Origin of the sequence: Streptomyces sp. NPDC001750, from assembly GCF_042892615.1 — a bacterium.
Taxonomy (GTDB): domain Bacteria; phylum Actinomycetota; class Actinomycetes; order Streptomycetales; family Streptomycetaceae; genus Streptomyces.
Genome location: NZ_JBIAUE010000017.1, coordinates 153,982 through 169,450, shown reverse-complemented (window position 1 = coordinate 169,450; position 15,469 = coordinate 153,982). Strand labels below are relative to the sequence as shown.

Below are 15,469 nucleotides of genomic sequence, written 5' to 3'. Positions count from 1 at the left end.
TCGGAAGCACTCGGAAACGCGTCGGAAGTACCCGGAGATGCCGCGAGCGACGGGTCAGTACTCGGAGACGCGTCAGAGGCGCTCGGGGGTCCTGATGCCGAGCAGTTCCATGCCCTGACGCAGGGTGCCGGCGGTGAGGTCCGAGAGGAAGAGGCGGTTCTCGGCCACGTCCTGCGGGACGTCGGACTTCAGCACCGGGCACTGGTCGTAGAACGTCGTGAACAGCGACGACAGCTGGTAGAGGTACGCGGCCAGGCGGTGCGGCTCGTACGCTGCGGCGACCTCGGCCACGACCTCGCCGAACTGGTCCAGGTGCAGGCCCAGCGCGCGCTCGGCCGGGGCCAGCTCCAGCTCCGGGTGCGGCTGCGGATTCAGCTCGCCCGCCTTGCGCTTGATGGAGCAGGAACGGGCGTGCGCGTACTGGATGTACACGCTGGTGTCGCCGTTCAGCGACACCATCTGGTCGAGGTCGAACTTGTAGTCGCGGGCGGCCGACGTGGACAGGTCCGCGTACTTCACCGCGCCGATGCCGACCTGCGCGGCACGTTCCGCGATCTCCTCCTCGGTGAGGTCCTGGGCCTTCTCGCGCACGACGGCCGACGCCCGGTCGATCGCCTCGTCCAGCAGGTCCGCCAGCCGTACCGTCTCGCCCTCACGGGTCTTGAACGGCTTGCCGTCCTTGCCGAGCACCGTGCCGAAGGCGAGGTGCACGGCCTTGACGTCCTCGTTCAGCCAGCCCGCCCGGCGGGCCGTCTCGAAGACCATCTTGAAGTGCAGGGCCTGCCGCGCGTCCACCACGTACAGCAGGGTGGACGCCTTGAGGTTCTGGACCCGGTCGCGGATCGCGGAGAGGTCGGTCGCCGCGTAGCCGAAGCCGCCGTTGGACTTCTGCACGATCAGCGGCACCGGCTCGCCGTCGGTGCCCTTCACGTCGTCGAAGAACACGCAGAGCGCGCCCTCGGAGCGGACGGCGACGCCCGACTCCTCCAGCAGGCGGCAGGTCTCCGCCAGCATGTCGTTGTAGCCGGACTCACCGACGATGTCGGTGTCGCGGATCTCCATGTCGAGCTTGTTGAAGACCGAGTAGAAGTAGATCTTCGACTCGTCGACGAAGCGCTGCCACATGGCGAGGGTCTCCTCGTCACCGGCCTGGAGCGCGACGACGCGGTCCCGGGAGCGGGCCTTGAACTTCTCGTCGGAGTCGAAGAGCGCGCGGGACGCCTTGTAGAGGCGGTTCAGGGAGGACATGGCGGCCTCGCCGTCGCCCTCGCCGCCTTCGTGGTTCAGCTCGCCGGGGTGCTCGATCAGGTACTGGATGAGCATGCCGAACTGGGTGCCCCAGTCACCGATGTGGTGCCTGCGGACCACGGTCTCGCCCGTGAACTCCAGGATCTGCGCCATCGCGTCACCGATCACCGCGGAGCGGAGGTGACCGACGTGCATCTCCTTGGCCACGTTCGGCTGGGCGTAGTCGATGACGGTGGTGCCCGCGGCGCTGTTGTACGGGACGCCGAGGCGGCCCTCGTCGTCCGCGTCGCGCGCGGCGAGGGTCTCGATGATCGCCCGGTCGCTGAGCGTGATGTTGAGGAAACCGGGGCCGGACACCTCGATCTCCTTGACCGGGCCGCCCGCCGGGACGGCCGCGGTGACCTGGGCGGCCAGCTCGCGCGGGTTGCCCTTGAGCTTCTTGGCCAGGGCGAGGATGCCGTTGGCCTGGAAGTCGGCCCGGTCGCTTCGTCGCAGCAGCGGGTCCGCGGTGCCGATGTTCGGCAGTGCTGCCGTCAGGGCATCCGCGAGCTGCTGCCGGAGCGTGGAAGCGAGGGAATTGACCGAGGCCATGGGCTTGGATGCCGTTTCCGTAGGGGTACAGGGGCACAGTGACGCGGCACGATGGCTGCGAAGTATCACACCAGTATTCCACGGTGGGTAAACCCGTTTTCCGGTGTCGCGGCCGGGCGTCGTCGCCCGTTCGGCATCGGTCACCGGTCCGGCGCCGGTCGGGCCCCGGTCGGACACTGGACAGAGCCGTCCTCCGGCACCGGTCGGGCGCCGGGCAGGTCCGTGTTCCGGCTCGGGGCCGGGCGTCGGCAAAAGCCGTTTTCGTGCTACCGGTGGGACCTGGGAGAATGGTGGACGTCCCGTACCGGTTCGACAGGGATTCCGGTCCCCGATCGGTCCCGTCCGTGCCGACCGGTTCCGAATGGCTCCGGCCAGTACTGGCAGGTCACGGGTACTGACAGGTCGCTGGTACCGACAGGTCGCTGGTACCGACCGGCCCCGGCAGACCTCGGCAAGTCCCGACAGGTCCCTTACAAGGGTCCCCGACAGGTTCCACAGAGGGTTTTGTCCCTACGAGTCCCACAAGAGAGAAGGACGTGCAGACCGTGGCTCAGAGTCAGAGCAGCACCGAGGCCGACTGGGTCTCCCGCTTCGCGGACGATGTCATCGCCGAATCGGAGCGTCGTGCGCCTGGCAAACCGGTCGTCGTCGCGTCCGGTCTCTCCCCGTCGGGCCCGATCCACCTGGGCAACCTCCGCGAGGTCATGACCCCGCACCTGGTCGCCGACGAGATCCGCCGCCGCGGGTACACCGTGCGGCACCTGATCTCCTGGGACGACTACGACCGCTACCGCAAGGTCCCGAACGGCGTCCCCGGCATCGACGAGTCCTGGGCGGAGCACATCGGCAAGCCGTTGACCTCGGTGCCCGCCCCGGCCGGGTCCGCATACCCGAACTGGGCCGAGCACTTCAAGGCCGCCATGACCGCCGCGCTGGGCGAGCTGGGCGTCGAGTTCGAGGGCATCAGCCAGACCGAGAAGTACACCTCGGGGGCGTACCGCGAGCAGATCCTGCACGCCATGAAGCACCGCGCCGCCATCGACGCCGTGCTCGACCGGTACCGGACGAAGAAGGACCCGGCGGACGCGGCGGCCAAGGGCGGCAAGGGCGGCAAGAAGCCGCAGCAGCAGAAGAAGGTCGACGAGGCGGAGCTGGCGGCCGAGGCGGGTTCCGGCGCGGCCAGCGAGGACGACGGCAGCGGTGGCTCGGCCGGCTACTTCCCGTACAAGCCCTACTGCGGCAACTGCGAGAAGGACCTCACGACCGTCACGTCGTACGACGACGACAGCACCGAGCTGAACTACACCTGCACGTCCTGCGGCTTCGCCGAGACCGTCCGGCTGAACGAGTTCAACCGCGGCAAACTGGTCTGGAAGGTCGACTGGCCGATGCGCTGGGCCTACGAGGGCGTGGTCTTCGAGCCGAGCGGCGTGGACCACTCCTCGCCGGGCTCGTCGTTCGTCGTCGGCGGCCAGATCGTCCGCGAGGTCTTCGGCGGAGCGCAGCCGATCGGCCCGATGTACGCCTTCGTCGGCATCTCCGGCATGGCGAAGATGTCCTCCAGCAAGGGTGGCGTGCCGACCCCGGCCGACGCGCTGAAGATCATGGAGGCGCCGCTGCTGCGCTGGCTGTACGCGCGCCGCAAGCCGAACCAGTCCTTCAAGATCGCCTTCGACCAGGAGATCCAGCGGCTCTACGACGAGTGGGACTCGCTGGTGCGCAAGGTGGCCGACGGCTCCGTGCTCCCCGCCGACGCCGCCGCGTACAGCCGGGCCGTGGGCACGGCCGCCGGTGAACTGCCGCGCACGCCGCGCCCGCTGCCGTACCGCACGCTCGCGTCGGTCGTCGACATCACGGGCGGGCACGACGAGCAGACGCTGCGCATCCTGAGCGAGCTGGACCCGGAGAACCCGCTGACCTCGCTGGACGAGGTCCGGCCGCGTCTCGACCGCGCCGAGAACTGGATCACCACGCAGGTCCCGGCCGAGGCCCGCACCATCGTCCGCGACGAGCCGGACAAGGAACTGCTCGGCTCGCTGGACGACCAGGGCCGGGAGTCGCTGCGGCTGCTCCTGGAGGGACTGGACTCGCACTGGTCGCTGGACGGTCTCACCACGCTCGTCTACGGCGTGCCGAAGGTGCTGGCCGGTCTGGAGCCGGACGCCAAGCCGACGCCCGAGCTGAAGGTCGCGCAGCGGTCGTTCTTCGCGCTCCTGTACCGGCTGCTGGTCAGCCGGGACACCGGGCCGCGGCTGCCCACGCTGCTGCTGGCCGTGGGCGCGGACCGGGTGCGCAGGCTGCTGGGCGCGTAACGGTTTCGGGGTATCGCTGAACGCGGATCGCCGGGTGCTGAGGATTCAGCCCCGGCGATCGGCGTTCACCCGGCCGATCCGTGAGAACCGAGCGATCGCCGGAGTACAGCGATCGCCGGAGTACGAGGCCGCCCGGTACGGGCGCACCTTCATCCGGTCGGCCGCTCAGAGCCCACGTCTCAGGTGTGCTCGGCATGCGCGTCAAGCGATGTGGTTCTCGGCCATCTCGTTGTCGAAGCGCTGCTTGAAGCCCGGCAGCATACGGCGGAGCAGGGCCGCGCCGCGGGGGTGATGGATGTTGTGCACGTCCGAGAGGTGTATGTCGAGGACCTCGGCACTGGGGTGGGCCTGGTGCGTGCGGGTGTACTCGGCGAAGACCTGGTACGCGACCGTCCCGAACTCGACCTCGGACTCAACCTCGGAGCCGGACTCGACCTCGGAGCCGGACTCGACCTCGGCCTCGGGCCCGGACCCGGTCTCAGGCCCGGACTCGACCTCGGGCCCGGATTCGGGTGCGGGTTCCTCCTGCTGCGCTTGGGCCGGTGCCTGCTGCTCTTCCGGGGCCGGTGCGGGCTGAGGAGCCTGCTGAGCTTGGTGGGTCTGCTGCGCGTGTTGAGCCTGCTGGGCCTGCTGAGCTCGCTGGGTCTGCGGGGCCTGCTGCGCGTGTTGGGCCTGCTCGTCGTGCTCGGCCTGCGGCATCGGCCGGGAGGCCGTGGTGCGCGGCTCGGGCACGACGCCGATCGTCCCCACGTTGCCCAGCGGACGGGTCCGGCCGCCGGGGCCGAGCGGGACCTGCACCGGCATGGGCTCCAGGCCCTCGACGTACGTCGGGTCGTATGCGCTTCGGTGCGCGTCGTTCGGCACCGGGGACGCCGCGAACCACGGGCTCTCGTGCGAGCCCGGGCCATCCTGGGGCCACTCGCCGGCCGTCGCATGGTCGCCGGGGCGAGCGTGCTGCGGTTGTTGCTGCTCGTACTGCTGCGGGTGCCCGGGCTGCTGCCCGTACGCCTGCTGTTGCTGTTGCTCCGGGTGCCCCTGGTGCCCCTGGTGCCCCTGTTGCTCTTGGTGCTGCTGAGGGGCGAGCGCCTGCGGGTGCGCCTGGGGCTGGGGCTGGGGCTGTGTCTGCGGCCCGGCGTGCGGCAGCTCGGGCAGGAACTCGTCCGGCCCGGCTGCGGACAGGGCGGGCGCCGGGGGCAGGAGCGCCGGTTCGATGCCCGCGGCGGCCAGCCCGGCCCCGGCGGTCTCGGCCAGCGGAACGCCGTACTTCGCCAGGCGCAGCGGCATCAGGGACTCGACGGGTGCCTTGCGGCGCCAGCTGCGGCCGAAGCGGGCCTGGAGCCGTGCCTGGTAGATCAGCCGGTCCTGTTCGAGCTTGATGACCTGTTCGTACGAGCGGAGCTCCCAGAGCTTCATCCGTCGCCACAGCCGGAACGTCGGCACCGGGGAGAGCAGCCAGCGGGTGAGGCGCACCCCCTCCATGTGCTTGTCCGCCGTGATGTCGGCGATCCGGCCCACGGCGTGCCGGGCGGCCTCGACGGCGACCACGAACAGCACCGGGATGACCGCGTGCATGCCGACGCCGAGCGGGTCGGGCCAGGCGGCGGCGCCGTTGAAGGCGATCGTCGCGGCGGTCAGCAGCCAGGCAGTCTGGCGCAGCAGCGGGAACGGGATGCGCAGCCAGGTCAGCAGGAGGTCCAGGGCGAGCAGCACACAGATGCCCGCGTCGATGCCGATCGGGAAGACCAGCGAGAAGTCGCCGAAGCCCTTCTGTACGGCCAGCTCGCGCACCGCCGCGTACGAACCCGCGAAGCCGATCCCGGCGATGAGCACCGCACCGGCGATCACGAGCCCGATGAGTACCCGGTGGGTACGTGTCAGCTGCATCGCGGCCACCCGCGTTCCCCTCCCTGCTCGTTTGTTGAGAGCGACAGCCTGGCACACGCGTGCGAGAGGGCGTGGGGCGGGCACCGCGGAGCGTGGTCAGGAGCCGGAGGTGGTTCCCGGTGCGCGACCTCGGTGTCGGCCCCGGTGCCGTGCCAGGGACCAGGCCTGTGAACGGGGCCGTTCAGCCCCGTGACCGGGGCCGTTTCCCCGTAAGCGAGACCGTCCCTCCTGTGGCCCGGCCGTGTTCGGGCGGGCCGTACGGCCGAGCGGTCCCCATGGCCGGCCGGACCTCATGGCCGGACCTCACGGCCGGGCGGATGGGAGCCGTGACGTACGCCCGCCCTCCGGCCGACTTCATCGACGCCTGGTTCTACTGGCTCCGCTGCTGCGGCTAGCGCTGCGGCCGGAAAGGTATGCCGGGAAGCTCGCGGCGTCCGGTGCGGTGCGTCGCAAGGCGGAGGTCGCCCTCGTACGGGACGTACTCGGGTGATGCGGCAACGCGGCGAAATGCCGCGCCGGGCGTCGCGAGCCGGTGAACCTTTCCGGTCATGGCACTAGCTCGGCTTCTTGGCCGTGTCCTTCTCGCCGGGCTCGACCGACTTCCCGGACCCCGGCTTCGCGTCCGGTTCACCGGACTTGTCCGGCGCGGTCGTTGCGTCCTGCTTCGCTTCAGCGGCGGCGACCGCCGCCACGGCCTCCTTGGCAGCCTTTTCGGCGCCCTTCAGGATGTCTTCGGCGGACGGCGTCTTCGAACCCGCGTAACCGGCACCGTTGTAGGTGAGGGTGACGACGACGTTCCCCGTACGCGCGACGACCGTCGCGTACTTGAAGTCCTCGCTCGTCTTGGTGAGGTCGTACGTGATCCTGGACGCCTGCTCGCCGATGCCGGTGACGGGCGCCTCGGCGACCTTCTTCGCACCCTCGGCCGCCTTGGCCTTGGCGATCTGCTTCGTGAAGTCCTGCTGCGCGCGCTCGGCGCCGCTGCCCAGGGTCTGGTCCGAGTCGAAGCGGGTGAAGCCGACGTCGAGCCAGCGGTACTGGGACCCCTTCACGCCCTTGTCGTCGAGACCGTTCCAGGAGCAGCCCGCGCGGTAGGAGATGTCGCTGGACTTGGCCGCCGAGCCGTTCTTGGGCTTCGCCTCGGGAACCAGCGAGGTGATCGTCTTCTTGCCGATCGACGTGCACGGTTCGGGCAGCTGGGCGAACTTCGCCGGTTCGACGGTCGGTTCCGACTTGGGCGCGTCCGATGCCGTGGACGACGACGGCGAACCAGAGTCCTTGGTGTCCTTGTCGTCGGAGTCCGACGAGCAGCCGGCGACGACGAGCATCACCGGAACGGCGGCGCAGGCGAGTATGCGGGTGAGTCGCGGGGCTGAACGGTGCATGGTTCCTTCACTCGGTGGCGCGGCGGGCAGGGGCCGCGCCGGGGTTCGGGCGCGGTCTGCCGGGTGGCCGTGCACGGTCGGTCGGCGGGTGCCGGGCGGGTGCCCGGCGGGTTCCGGAAGGCGTTCCGGACGGCCACCGTACGACGGACGGGGCTCGGGCGTGGCCCCGGACGGGGATCTCGGGAGTGCGGTCGGCGGCGTTGCGGGGCGCGGCGGGCGCGGCTACTCGCTGAACTTCTCGACCAGCTCCCGGGCCAGCGATCGGGCTCTGTCCTGCAGTTCCTTGCTGTCGGGGACCACGCTGGGGACGGTCGGCTGCTCGGTGTAGTCGACGGTCACGATGACGTTCGATGTGCGAAAGACCACGCTCACCACACGGTTCTGGGCGGTGGAACCGGCGCGGACGAGACGGTCGTCCAGGAACGCGCTGTCCCCGAGGCCGTCGAGGGTGCGCGGCAGCAGGCTGTCCTCCGTGCCGTCGCCGTTCTCGCCCTCGTCACCCGTGTCGGTCCCGTCACCGCTGCCGCCGCCGTCGTTTGTGGGGGACGAGCTGGTGTGCGGGACGGTGTCCGAAGGGGGCGGGGTCTGCTGCTCCGTGTCACCGGGCGTGGCGGACGGCGCGGTGAGGCCGGTGGCGGTCACCTTCTTCGCGTACACCTCGCGGGCGCGGTCGTCGTCGCTCACCGAGGGGTCGTAGGACACGACGCGCTCGAAGTCGACGGAGAGGGTGTGCGAGGAGCCGGGGGCCTCGGCCTTCCAGCGGCAGCCGACCCGGCGGTCCGTGTCGTACGTGACGTCGGCCGTGCCCTTGTACGCCTTCTTCTGCTGGTCCTCGGGCAGTTCGGCAGCGCCTGGGAGCAGGTTCTTCAGCGAGGACGAGGAGACGGCGCGGCAAGCGTCGAGAAGCGTGCGGTACTTGCCGGGGGCCGCCGTGGTGGCGGTCGCCTCGCCGGGCTTGCTGTCGGCGGCCGAGCCACCGGTTCCGGTGCCTGCACTGCAGCCGACGACAAGCGCTGCCAGCAGTGCGGTGCCGGGTACGTACGCCATTCGCCGCACGGTCCTGGGCTCCCTTCGCGCGAAAAACTGTTGCCGCTCTACGGCGGCCACTGGAGACAATGTGTATCGCACACGCCGCTGTGAACGCCGGTCGGGCGACTCATTTGCCGACCTTGGCGCCGGTTTTGCTCTTTCAGGCTTTTCGGGGGATTAGAGGAACTTATGTCGTATGTAGAGGTGCCGGGCGCCGAGGTCCCGATACGCATGTGGGCCGATCCCGCGTCGGTCGAGGACGTTGCGATGCGGCAGCTGCGCAACGTGGCCACCCTGCCCTGGATCAAGGGGCTCGCCGTCATGCCGGACGTCCATTTCGGCAAGGGTGCGACGGTCGGTTCGGTGATCGCGATGCACGGTGCGGTCTGTCCGGCGGCGGTGGGGGTGGACATCGGCTGCGGAATGTCCGCGGTGAAGACCTCCCTGACGGCCAATGACCTGCCCGGCGACCTGTCCCGGCTGCGTTCGAAGATCGAGTCGGCCATCCCCGTGGGGCGCGCGATGCATGACGACGCCGTGGCGCCCGACGGACTGTACGGCTTCCGCGCACCGGGCTGGGACGACTTCTGGGCGCGGTTCGACGGGGTCGCCGAAGCGGTCCGGTTCCGTCGGGAACGTGCCACGAAGCAGATGGGGACGCTTGGTTCGGGCAACCACTTCATCGAGTTCTGTCTGGACGAGTCGGGCTCGGTCTGGCTGATGCTGCACTCCGGCTCGCGGAACATCGGCAAGGAACTGGCCGACTTCCACATCGGGCAGGCGCAGAAGTTGCCGCACAACCAGGACCTGATCGACCGTGACCTGGCGGTGTTCATCGCCGACACCCCGCAGATGGCGGCCTACCGGAACGACCTGTTCTGGGCGCAGGAGTACGCGAAGCACAATCGCGCCATCATGATGGCGCTCTTCCAGAACGTGGTCCGCAAGGAATTCAAGAAGGCCAAGGTCACGTTCGAACCGGTCATCTCCTGCCACCACAACTACGTGGCGGAGGAGCGGTACGACGGCATGGACCTGCTGGTCACCCGAAAGGGCGCGATCCGCGCGGGCTCCGGCGACTACGGAATCATCCCGGGCTCGATGGGGACCGGTTCGTACATCGTGAAGGGCCTCGGGAACGAGAAGTCCTTCAACTCGGCCTCGCACGGCGCCGGCCGCAAGATGAGCCGGAACGCCGCGAAGCGACGCTTCTCGACGCGCGACCTGGAGGACCAGACGCGGGGCGTGGAGTGCCGCAAGGACTCCGGCGTCGTGGACGAGATCCCGGCGGCGTACAAGCCGATCGAGCAGGTCATCGAGCAGCAGCGGGACCTGGTCGAGGTCGTCGCAAAGCTCAAGCAGGTGGTGTGCGTGAAGGGCTGACCCCCGGACCGCACACCGAAGCCCGCCGCCACGGGGGAGCGGCGGGCTTCGGTATGTGCGGGTGGGGGTGTTGAACGTCGGGTCCCGGCGCGGGCGGCGTGCCGGAGCCCTTTGTCGTTCCGGCTGAGAGCCTGCCTGACCGTCGTTCGCAGTTCGGGCCGGAGACCGGCGCGGGCTCAGGCGGTGCGGTGGACCTTGGTGTTGGATGCCTGGGCGCGGGGGCGGACGACCAGGAGGTCGATGTTGACGTGGCTGGGGCGGGTGACGGCCCAGGTGATGGTGTCGGCCACGTCGTCGGCGGTGAGCGGGGCCTCGACGCCCGCGTACACCTTGTCCGCCTTCTCGGTGTCGCCGCGGAAACGGGTGGTGGCGAACTCCTCCGTCTTGACCATGCCGGGGGCCACCTCGATGACGCGGACCGGGGTGCCGACGATCTCCAGGCGGAGGGTCTCGGCCAGGACGTGTTCGCCGTGCTTGGCGGCCACGTAACCGCCGCCGCCCTCGTAGGTGGCGTGGCCCGCGGTGGAGGAGAGGATCACGATCGTGCCGTCGCCGCTCTCGGTGAGCGCGGGCAGCAGGGCCTGGGTGACGTTGAGCGTGCCGATGACGTTCGTCTCGTACATCTGGCGCCAGTCGGCAGGGTCGCCGGTTGCGACGGGGTCGGCGCCGAGCGCGCCGCCCGCGTTGTTGACGAGGACGGCGAGGCGGCGGAACGCGGTGGCGAACTCGTCCACCGCGGCACGGTCGGTGACGTCCAGGGCGTAGGCCGTCGCCTGGTGGCCCGCCGCGTTGATCTCGGCGGCGAGCGCCTCGATGCGGTCCTTGCGACGGGCGGTCAGAACCACGCGGTAGCCGGCGGCGGCCAGCTGCCGGGCGGTCGCGGCACCGATACCGCTGCTCGCTCCGGTGACGACGGCGATCGGGGTGGCGGCCATGACGGTCTCCTCGGGCAGCTGATCGGTACCGGGCCAGGATAGGCAGGCACCGGAGGCGGCGGTTGCGTGCGGTCGGTGGTCCTGCCTGGTCGGTGCTTGTGTCCGGCTGGTGGTCCTGCCCGGTCGGTGCTCGTACCCGGTCGGCCGTCTTGCCTGGTCGATGGTCCCTGTCGCGTGGGGTCAGTGGCTGCGGGGGGCGTACATGATCACGGCCATGCCGGCCAGACAGATCAGCGCGCCGATCACGTCCCACCGGTCGGGGCGGTAGCCGTCGGCGACCATGCCCCAGGCGATCGAGCCCGCCACGAAGACACCGCCGTACGCGGCGAGGATGCGGCCGAACTCTCCTTCCGGCTGGAGCGTGGCGGCGAAGCCGTAGGCGCCGAGCGCGATGACGCCCGCGCCGATCCAGATCCAGCCCCGGTGTTCGCGCACGCCTTGCCAGACCAGCCACGCACCGCCGATCTCGAAGAGCGCGGCGACGACGAACAGAACGACAGAACGGGCTAGGGACATGGACGTCAGCGTGTCACGAGGGAGGAGAAGGGGGCGAAGGGGGAGAGGGCGGCAGGGAGGCGCGCCGAACTAGTGGGTAAATATGGATATTTGCGGATAATCGGTATCTTCGGTGCATGGTGATGACACGTAAAGCCGCGCCCATGGTGTCCGGCATCGGTGTGGCCGTGGTCGTGGCTATGGCCGTGGCCGTGGTCCTGGGAACGGGGCGCGCAGCCGCGACCGGGCGCGCGGGTGCAGCGGTGGTGGATCCGGCGACGAAACCGTTGGGCGGGCCCATGGCTGGTGGTATCGCTCCCGAGGCGGACGTGTCGCACCACGGGCACGTCTCGCTGTGGGGTACGGGGCTCGGGGTCTGGGTGCAGAGCCGGAACCACGGGCCCTCCAACCTGGACGGCGTGACCCTGCGGGTACGCACATCCGTAGCACTCTCCGGGCGGCAGGAACTGTCGGAAGGCTGCCTCCAGGCCGACCGGCGGACCGTGCTGTGCCGGACGGCCGCGCTGCGGGCGGATGCCCGGGACGGACGACAGCTGGCCCTGGAACTCCAGCTGGCCGGGCGGCCGGACGAGGTCGTCGTGCGAATCGACACCCTGTGGAACGGAGGGGCGACCGACCGGAATCCGGAGAACGACGAGCACGAGGTGCTGACTCCGGCCACCGGGGACGAGTACGTGTTCTGATGCCTGGCCGGGGGCGGGCCGGGGCGAGGGAGGGGCGGGGCGGGAGTCGATGTCGGTGCGGGTGTGCATCGGTGCGGGTGTGTGCGGTGTTGGTGTCGTCGGGGGCGGGGCGGGGTCATCGGGTGAGTGCGGCCTGTAGCGCCGCGGGGTCGGGGCGCTCGCTCGCCCAGGCGATGTAGCCGTCGGGCCGGATGAGCAGGGTGGTGGTGCGGCCGTCCTTCCAGTGGGCGTGCGCCAGCGGGGTGGGTGTGGCCGGACTCGGGGTGTCGGCGGGCGTGACGAGGGCGAAGGTGCCGTCGCGGAGCAACTGGTGGAGGCGGCCCTCCCGCAGGCTCAGGTCGGGGGCCCGTCGGGCGGTCAGAGGGTGGGCCCCGCGCGGGGCGGTGTAGGAGATCGCGAGCCCGGACACCATGCCGATGACCTTGCCGGAGGCCGGCCGGACGTGGGACAGCACCGCCGTGGCGGCCGTCCGGGCCGCACGCTGGAGCGGGCCCTTCGCCATGGCGAGACGGATGAGTGCTCCGCTGGAGCGAAGCACCTGTGCGCCGACCGGGTGGCGTTCCTCGTGATAGCTGTCGAGGAGCGCCTCCGGGGAGGCCGTGTGGCCGCACAGGACCGCGGTGAGCTTCCAGGAGAGGTTGGCGGCGTCCTGCAGGCCCGTGTTCATGCCCTGACCGCCCGCGGGCGAGTGGACGTGGGCGGCGTCCCCGGCGAGGAAGACCCGGCCCGTGCGGTAGGCGGGTACCTGGCGTTCGTCGCTGTGGAAACGCGAGATCCAGCGCGCGTCGTGCATGCCGTGGTCGGTGCCGAGGGCGCGGCGAACGACCCCACGCAGTTCTTCCAGGTCTGCGGGTGCGCCGTCGGCGGGCTGGTGCCCGCGGTCCCAGCCCATCACGCGGAACCAGCCGTCGCCGAAGGGGGCGATGAAGGCGAAGGCGTCCCCGTCCCCGTCGACGGTCAGGACACCGGGAGGCTCCTCCGTGAGCCGGACGTCCGCGAGGACGAGCGACCGGATCACGGAAACGCCGGGGAACGGCAGGCCGAGCACCTCGCGGACCTGGCTGCGCACCCCGTCGGTGCCGACGAGATAGCGGGCGTCGATCGTGCTCGTGCCGCCGTCGGCCTCGCGCAGTTCGGCGGTGACCGTGTCAGACGCGGGGCTCTGGTGGAGCGAGGTCAGCCGCGTCTCGTGACGGAAGCGGACGCCCGCGGCACGGGCACGGCGCTCCAGCAGGCGTTCCACCTCGTACTGCGGGGTGATCAGCACGAAGGGGAAGCGCGTGCGCAGCCCGGAGAGATCGAGCGAGAGCCTGCTGAAGAAGCGCATGGAGGAGAGGGGCGTGCCCGCGCCGACGAGTTCGTCGGCCAGACCGCGGGCGTCGAGCAGTTCGAGCGTGCGGGCGTGCACGGCGAACGCCCGCGTCATGTTGCTGATCCCGTGCGGGCGGCGCTCCACGAGCGTGACGGAGAGGCCCTGGGCGGCCAGGTCGCCCGCGAGCAGCAGGCCGGTGGGGCCGGCACCCACCACGAGTACGTCGACAGTGTCGGGTGAGGTGCTCGGGGTGGTGGTCATGGCTGCCTCCTGGGCCCGGTCGTCAGCGGTCACCTTGATGCCAACGTGCGTTGGTCAACGCTTGTTGGCAACGGTAGTCCTGTCGAGGCTGGAGTGTCAACGCTTGTTGGCCTACAGTTGTTGGTGTGAACAGCAAGCCCACCGCCCCCCGCCGTTCGGACGCCACCAAGGCCGCGATCCTCGAAGCCGCGCGCGAGCGGTTCGCTGCCGACGGCTACGAGCGCGCCACCATCCGGGCCATCGCCCGCGACGCGAACATCGACCCGTCGATGGTGATGCGTTACTACGGGAACAAGGAGAGGCTGTTCGCGGCCGCCTCCGAGATCGATCTGCTCGTTCCGGAGCTGGGAGCGCTGCCGGGCAAGCACGTCGGCGCCGTGCTCGTGACGCATTTCCTGGACCGGTGGGAGGGCGATGACGTGCTCACTGCCCTGCTCAGGGTCGCCGTCACCAATGACGCGGGGGCCGAGCGGATGAGAGAGGTCTTCGCCGAGCAGATCGGCCCGATAGCCGCCGGCGTGTGCCCAGACCCGGCCGATGCCCCGCGCCGGGCGGCTCTCGCCGCCTCGCAGATCCTGGGCATGGCCCTCACGCGCTATGTCCTGCGGATCGAGCCCGCCGCCGCGATGTCGCGCGAAGAAGTGATCGCCTGGCTCGCGCCCACCATTCAGCGCTACCTGACCGCCGAGCAGCCGTAGGCCCCGTCGTCGAACTGCCGCCTGCCGTGCGACGCCTGCCGTGCGGCGCCTGTCGTGCGACGTCTGTCATGCACGCTCGCGGTGTCGTCGGAGTCGTCCTCGTGCGTCCGGCACGAGGACGATCCTCCGCCTCGATCGCCCCCACCGGCCGGACGCCGTACGGCCCGGCCTCCGGCCGAACGACGGCACTTCGACGACAGGTCCTGGGCCGCAAGGAGCCGAAGCGAGGAGCCGAGTGGCGAGGGCGGGGCAGAGGCAGGTCAGCGGCAGCGGGGATGTGCGGACGAGGCCGTCAGCCGGTGGTTCCGGGGGTTCCGGAGACCTCGGAGGGGGCCGGCGGCGCGCTGTCCTCGTCCTGCGGGGCGTCGTCCCCCGTGGCGCTTCTCAGGCCGTTCCCCCCGTCGGGTCCCGCGTCGTCCTCCCGGCCGTCGTCCGAGGTCGTGGACGGGAAGTCGCGGAGTGCCTTCGCGACGATCGCGTCGAGGTGGGAGTGATGGGCCCCTCGCCAGTAGACCCGGTCGCATTCCGTGCACTGCGCGAAGACGTCGTAGGAGCGTCGGGTGCCGTGTTCCAGCAGGTCGCTGACGGAGTCCTTGTCGGCCTGCTTCAGCGGTCCGTTGCAGGCCGTGCACCTGGTCCAGGGGGCCAGGCGCGGGGCGAACCGTTCCAGCACATCGCGCAGTTGGTCCTCCGGCCGGTCGCTGTACACGTACGCACCGGCCCAGATCTCCCGCCGGTGCAGGAGCCCGCGGTCCCGGGAGAGCAGTACGCGGCGCTCGTCCGCCGACCGGGCGGCCAGCGCGGCGTCGCCGATGTCCTCGCTCTCGTACGCGGTGTCGACCCCCAGCAGCCGCAGCCGCCGGGCGAGCGTGCCGAGGTGGACGTCGAGAAGGAAGCGCAGGGGCGCCCCGGGGACGCGCTGGGGGCGTTCCACGGCGCGTACCTGGACCGATTCGCCCGCGCCCGGGATGTGCGAGACGGACACCGGACGGCCGTCGACCAGGATCTGCCCGGCTTCGGTGAGCGGAATGCCGAGGGACTCCACGACATGGCCGAGGGTGGAGGAGCCGTCGGTGGTCACGGTCGAGCGTCCCCGGCGGCGATCAGGCGAGACGAAGGGGCGCAGCTCGGGGGCGACTTCGAATTGGATCTCGGGTCCGTTCACCTCGTCAGGATGTCATCGGACCCGGCACCACAGCCAGGGAATTCGGTGCCGGGATCCAGCCGGTGCC

General features: G+C 70.5%; 11 protein-coding genes and 1 pseudogene. 4 read left to right on the top strand and 8 right to left on the bottom strand.

Features of this window, described 5'->3' with window-relative positions; genetic code table 11:
• Positions 1 to 72: 72 nt before the first annotated feature.
• Positions 73 to 1,839: an arginine--tRNA ligase gene (gene argS, locus ACFYY6_RS25075; protein WP_351635687.1), complete on the bottom strand. Its 1,767-nt coding sequence runs from the start codon at positions 1,837 to 1,839 to the stop codon at positions 73 to 75.
• Between the two features lie 536 nt (positions 1,840 to 2,375).
• Here argS and lysS point away from each other — a divergent pair.
• Positions 2,376 to 4,151, top strand: a complete 1,776-nt coding sequence (gene lysS / locus ACFYY6_RS25070) for a lysine--tRNA ligase (protein ID WP_386609815.1) — start codon at positions 2,376 to 2,378, stop codon at positions 4,149 to 4,151.
• Between the two features lie 201 nt (positions 4,152 to 4,352).
• Here the strand turns inward: lysS and ACFYY6_RS25065 are convergent, their stop codons facing one another.
• From ACFYY6_RS25065 to ACFYY6_RS25055, 3 genes are all read right to left on the bottom strand, one after another.
• Positions 4,353 to 6,044 carry a DUF2637 domain-containing protein gene (locus ACFYY6_RS25065; protein ID WP_389195250.1) on the bottom strand — a complete coding sequence of 564 codons (1,692 nt, stop codon included), beginning with the start codon at positions 6,042 to 6,044 and terminating at the stop codon, positions 4,353 to 4,355.
• Positions 6,045 to 6,589: 545 nt separating this feature from the next.
• Positions 6,590 to 7,420, bottom strand: coding sequence for a DUF3558 domain-containing protein (locus ACFYY6_RS25060; protein ID WP_351521351.1), 831 nt, complete (start codon positions 7,418 to 7,420; stop codon positions 6,590 to 6,592).
• A gap of 222 nt (positions 7,421 to 7,642) precedes the next feature.
• Positions 7,643 to 8,467: a DUF3558 domain-containing protein gene (locus ACFYY6_RS25055; RefSeq protein WP_351521350.1), complete on the bottom strand. Its 825-nt coding sequence runs from the start codon at positions 8,465 to 8,467 to the stop codon at positions 7,643 to 7,645.
• Positions 8,468 to 8,638: 171 nt separating this feature from the next.
• Between ACFYY6_RS25055 and ACFYY6_RS25050 the strand changes: the two genes are divergently transcribed.
• Positions 8,639 to 9,832, top strand: a complete 1,194-nt coding sequence (locus ACFYY6_RS25050; protein ID WP_351521348.1) for an RtcB family protein — start codon at positions 8,639 to 8,641, stop codon at positions 9,830 to 9,832.
• Between the two features lie 176 nt (positions 9,833 to 10,008).
• On the opposite strand, the gene ACFYY6_RS25045 is transcribed toward ACFYY6_RS25050, so the two are convergent.
• Together ACFYY6_RS25045 and ACFYY6_RS25040 are read right to left on the bottom strand one after the other, a co-directional pair.
• Positions 10,009 to 10,767, bottom strand: coding sequence for an SDR family NAD(P)-dependent oxidoreductase (locus ACFYY6_RS25045; protein ID WP_351521346.1), 759 nt, complete (start codon positions 10,765 to 10,767; stop codon positions 10,009 to 10,011).
• A 180-nt stretch (positions 10,768 to 10,947) separates the two neighbouring features.
• Positions 10,948 to 11,283 carry a YnfA family protein gene (locus ACFYY6_RS25040; protein WP_351521345.1) on the bottom strand — a complete coding sequence of 112 codons (336 nt, stop codon included), beginning with the start codon at positions 11,281 to 11,283 and terminating at the stop codon, positions 10,948 to 10,950.
• A gap of 116 nt (positions 11,284 to 11,399) precedes the next feature.
• Here ACFYY6_RS25040 and ACFYY6_RS25035 point away from each other — a divergent pair, with 116 nt between their 5' ends.
• Positions 11,400 to 11,966 carry a hypothetical protein gene (locus ACFYY6_RS25035; protein ID WP_389195246.1) on the top strand — a complete coding sequence of 189 codons (567 nt, stop codon included), beginning with the start codon at positions 11,400 to 11,402 and terminating at the stop codon, positions 11,964 to 11,966.
• A gap of 115 nt (positions 11,967 to 12,081) precedes the next feature.
• Here ACFYY6_RS25035 and ACFYY6_RS25030 read toward each other — a convergent pair whose 3' ends face one another.
• Positions 12,082 to 13,539, bottom strand: coding sequence for an FAD-dependent monooxygenase (locus ACFYY6_RS25030; RefSeq protein ID WP_351521343.1), 1,458 nt, complete (start codon positions 13,537 to 13,539; stop codon positions 12,082 to 12,084).
• A gap of 125 nt (positions 13,540 to 13,664) precedes the next feature.
• On the opposite strand from ACFYY6_RS25030, the gene ACFYY6_RS25025 reads away from it, so the two are divergent.
• Positions 13,665 to 14,237, top strand: coding sequence for a TetR family transcriptional regulator (locus ACFYY6_RS25025; RefSeq protein ID WP_351630625.1), 573 nt, complete (start codon positions 13,665 to 13,667; stop codon positions 14,235 to 14,237).
• Positions 14,238 to 14,685: 448 nt separating this feature from the next.
• Here ACFYY6_RS25025 and ACFYY6_RS25020 read toward each other — a convergent pair.
• A pseudogene (locus ACFYY6_RS25020) lies at positions 14,686 to 15,402 on the bottom strand (Mut7-C RNAse domain-containing protein); the annotation flags it as partial.
• Positions 15,403 to 15,469: the final 67 nt, after the last annotated feature.

Bases quoted from the DNA above. Each gene is read 5' to 3' on its own strand.
- argS (WP_351635687.1), bottom strand. From the start codon at position 1,839: ATGGCCTCGGTCAATTCCCTCGCTTCCACGCTCCGGCAGCAGCTCGCG.
- ACFYY6_RS25060 (WP_351521351.1), bottom strand. From the start codon at position 7,420: ATGCACCGTTCAGCCCCGCGACTCACCCGCATACTCGCCTGCGCCGCC.
- ACFYY6_RS25055 (WP_351521350.1), bottom strand. From the start codon at position 8,467: ATGGCGTACGTACCCGGCACCGCACTGCTGGCAGCGCTTGTCGTCGGC.
- ACFYY6_RS25050 (WP_351521348.1), top strand. From the start codon at position 8,639: ATGTCGTATGTAGAGGTGCCGGGCGCCGAGGTCCCGATACGCATGTGG.
- ACFYY6_RS25045 (WP_351521346.1), bottom strand. From the start codon at position 10,767: ATGGCCGCCACCCCGATCGCCGTCGTCACCGGAGCGAGCAGCGGTATC.
- ACFYY6_RS25040 (WP_351521345.1), bottom strand. From the start codon at position 11,283: ATGTCCCTAGCCCGTTCTGTCGTTCTGTTCGTCGTCGCCGCGCTCTTC.
- ACFYY6_RS25035 (WP_389195246.1), top strand. From the start codon at position 11,400: ATGGTGATGACACGTAAAGCCGCGCCCATGGTGTCCGGCATCGGTGTG.
- ACFYY6_RS25030 (WP_351521343.1), bottom strand. From the start codon at position 13,539: ATGACCACCACCCCGAGCACCTCACCCGACACTGTCGACGTACTCGTG.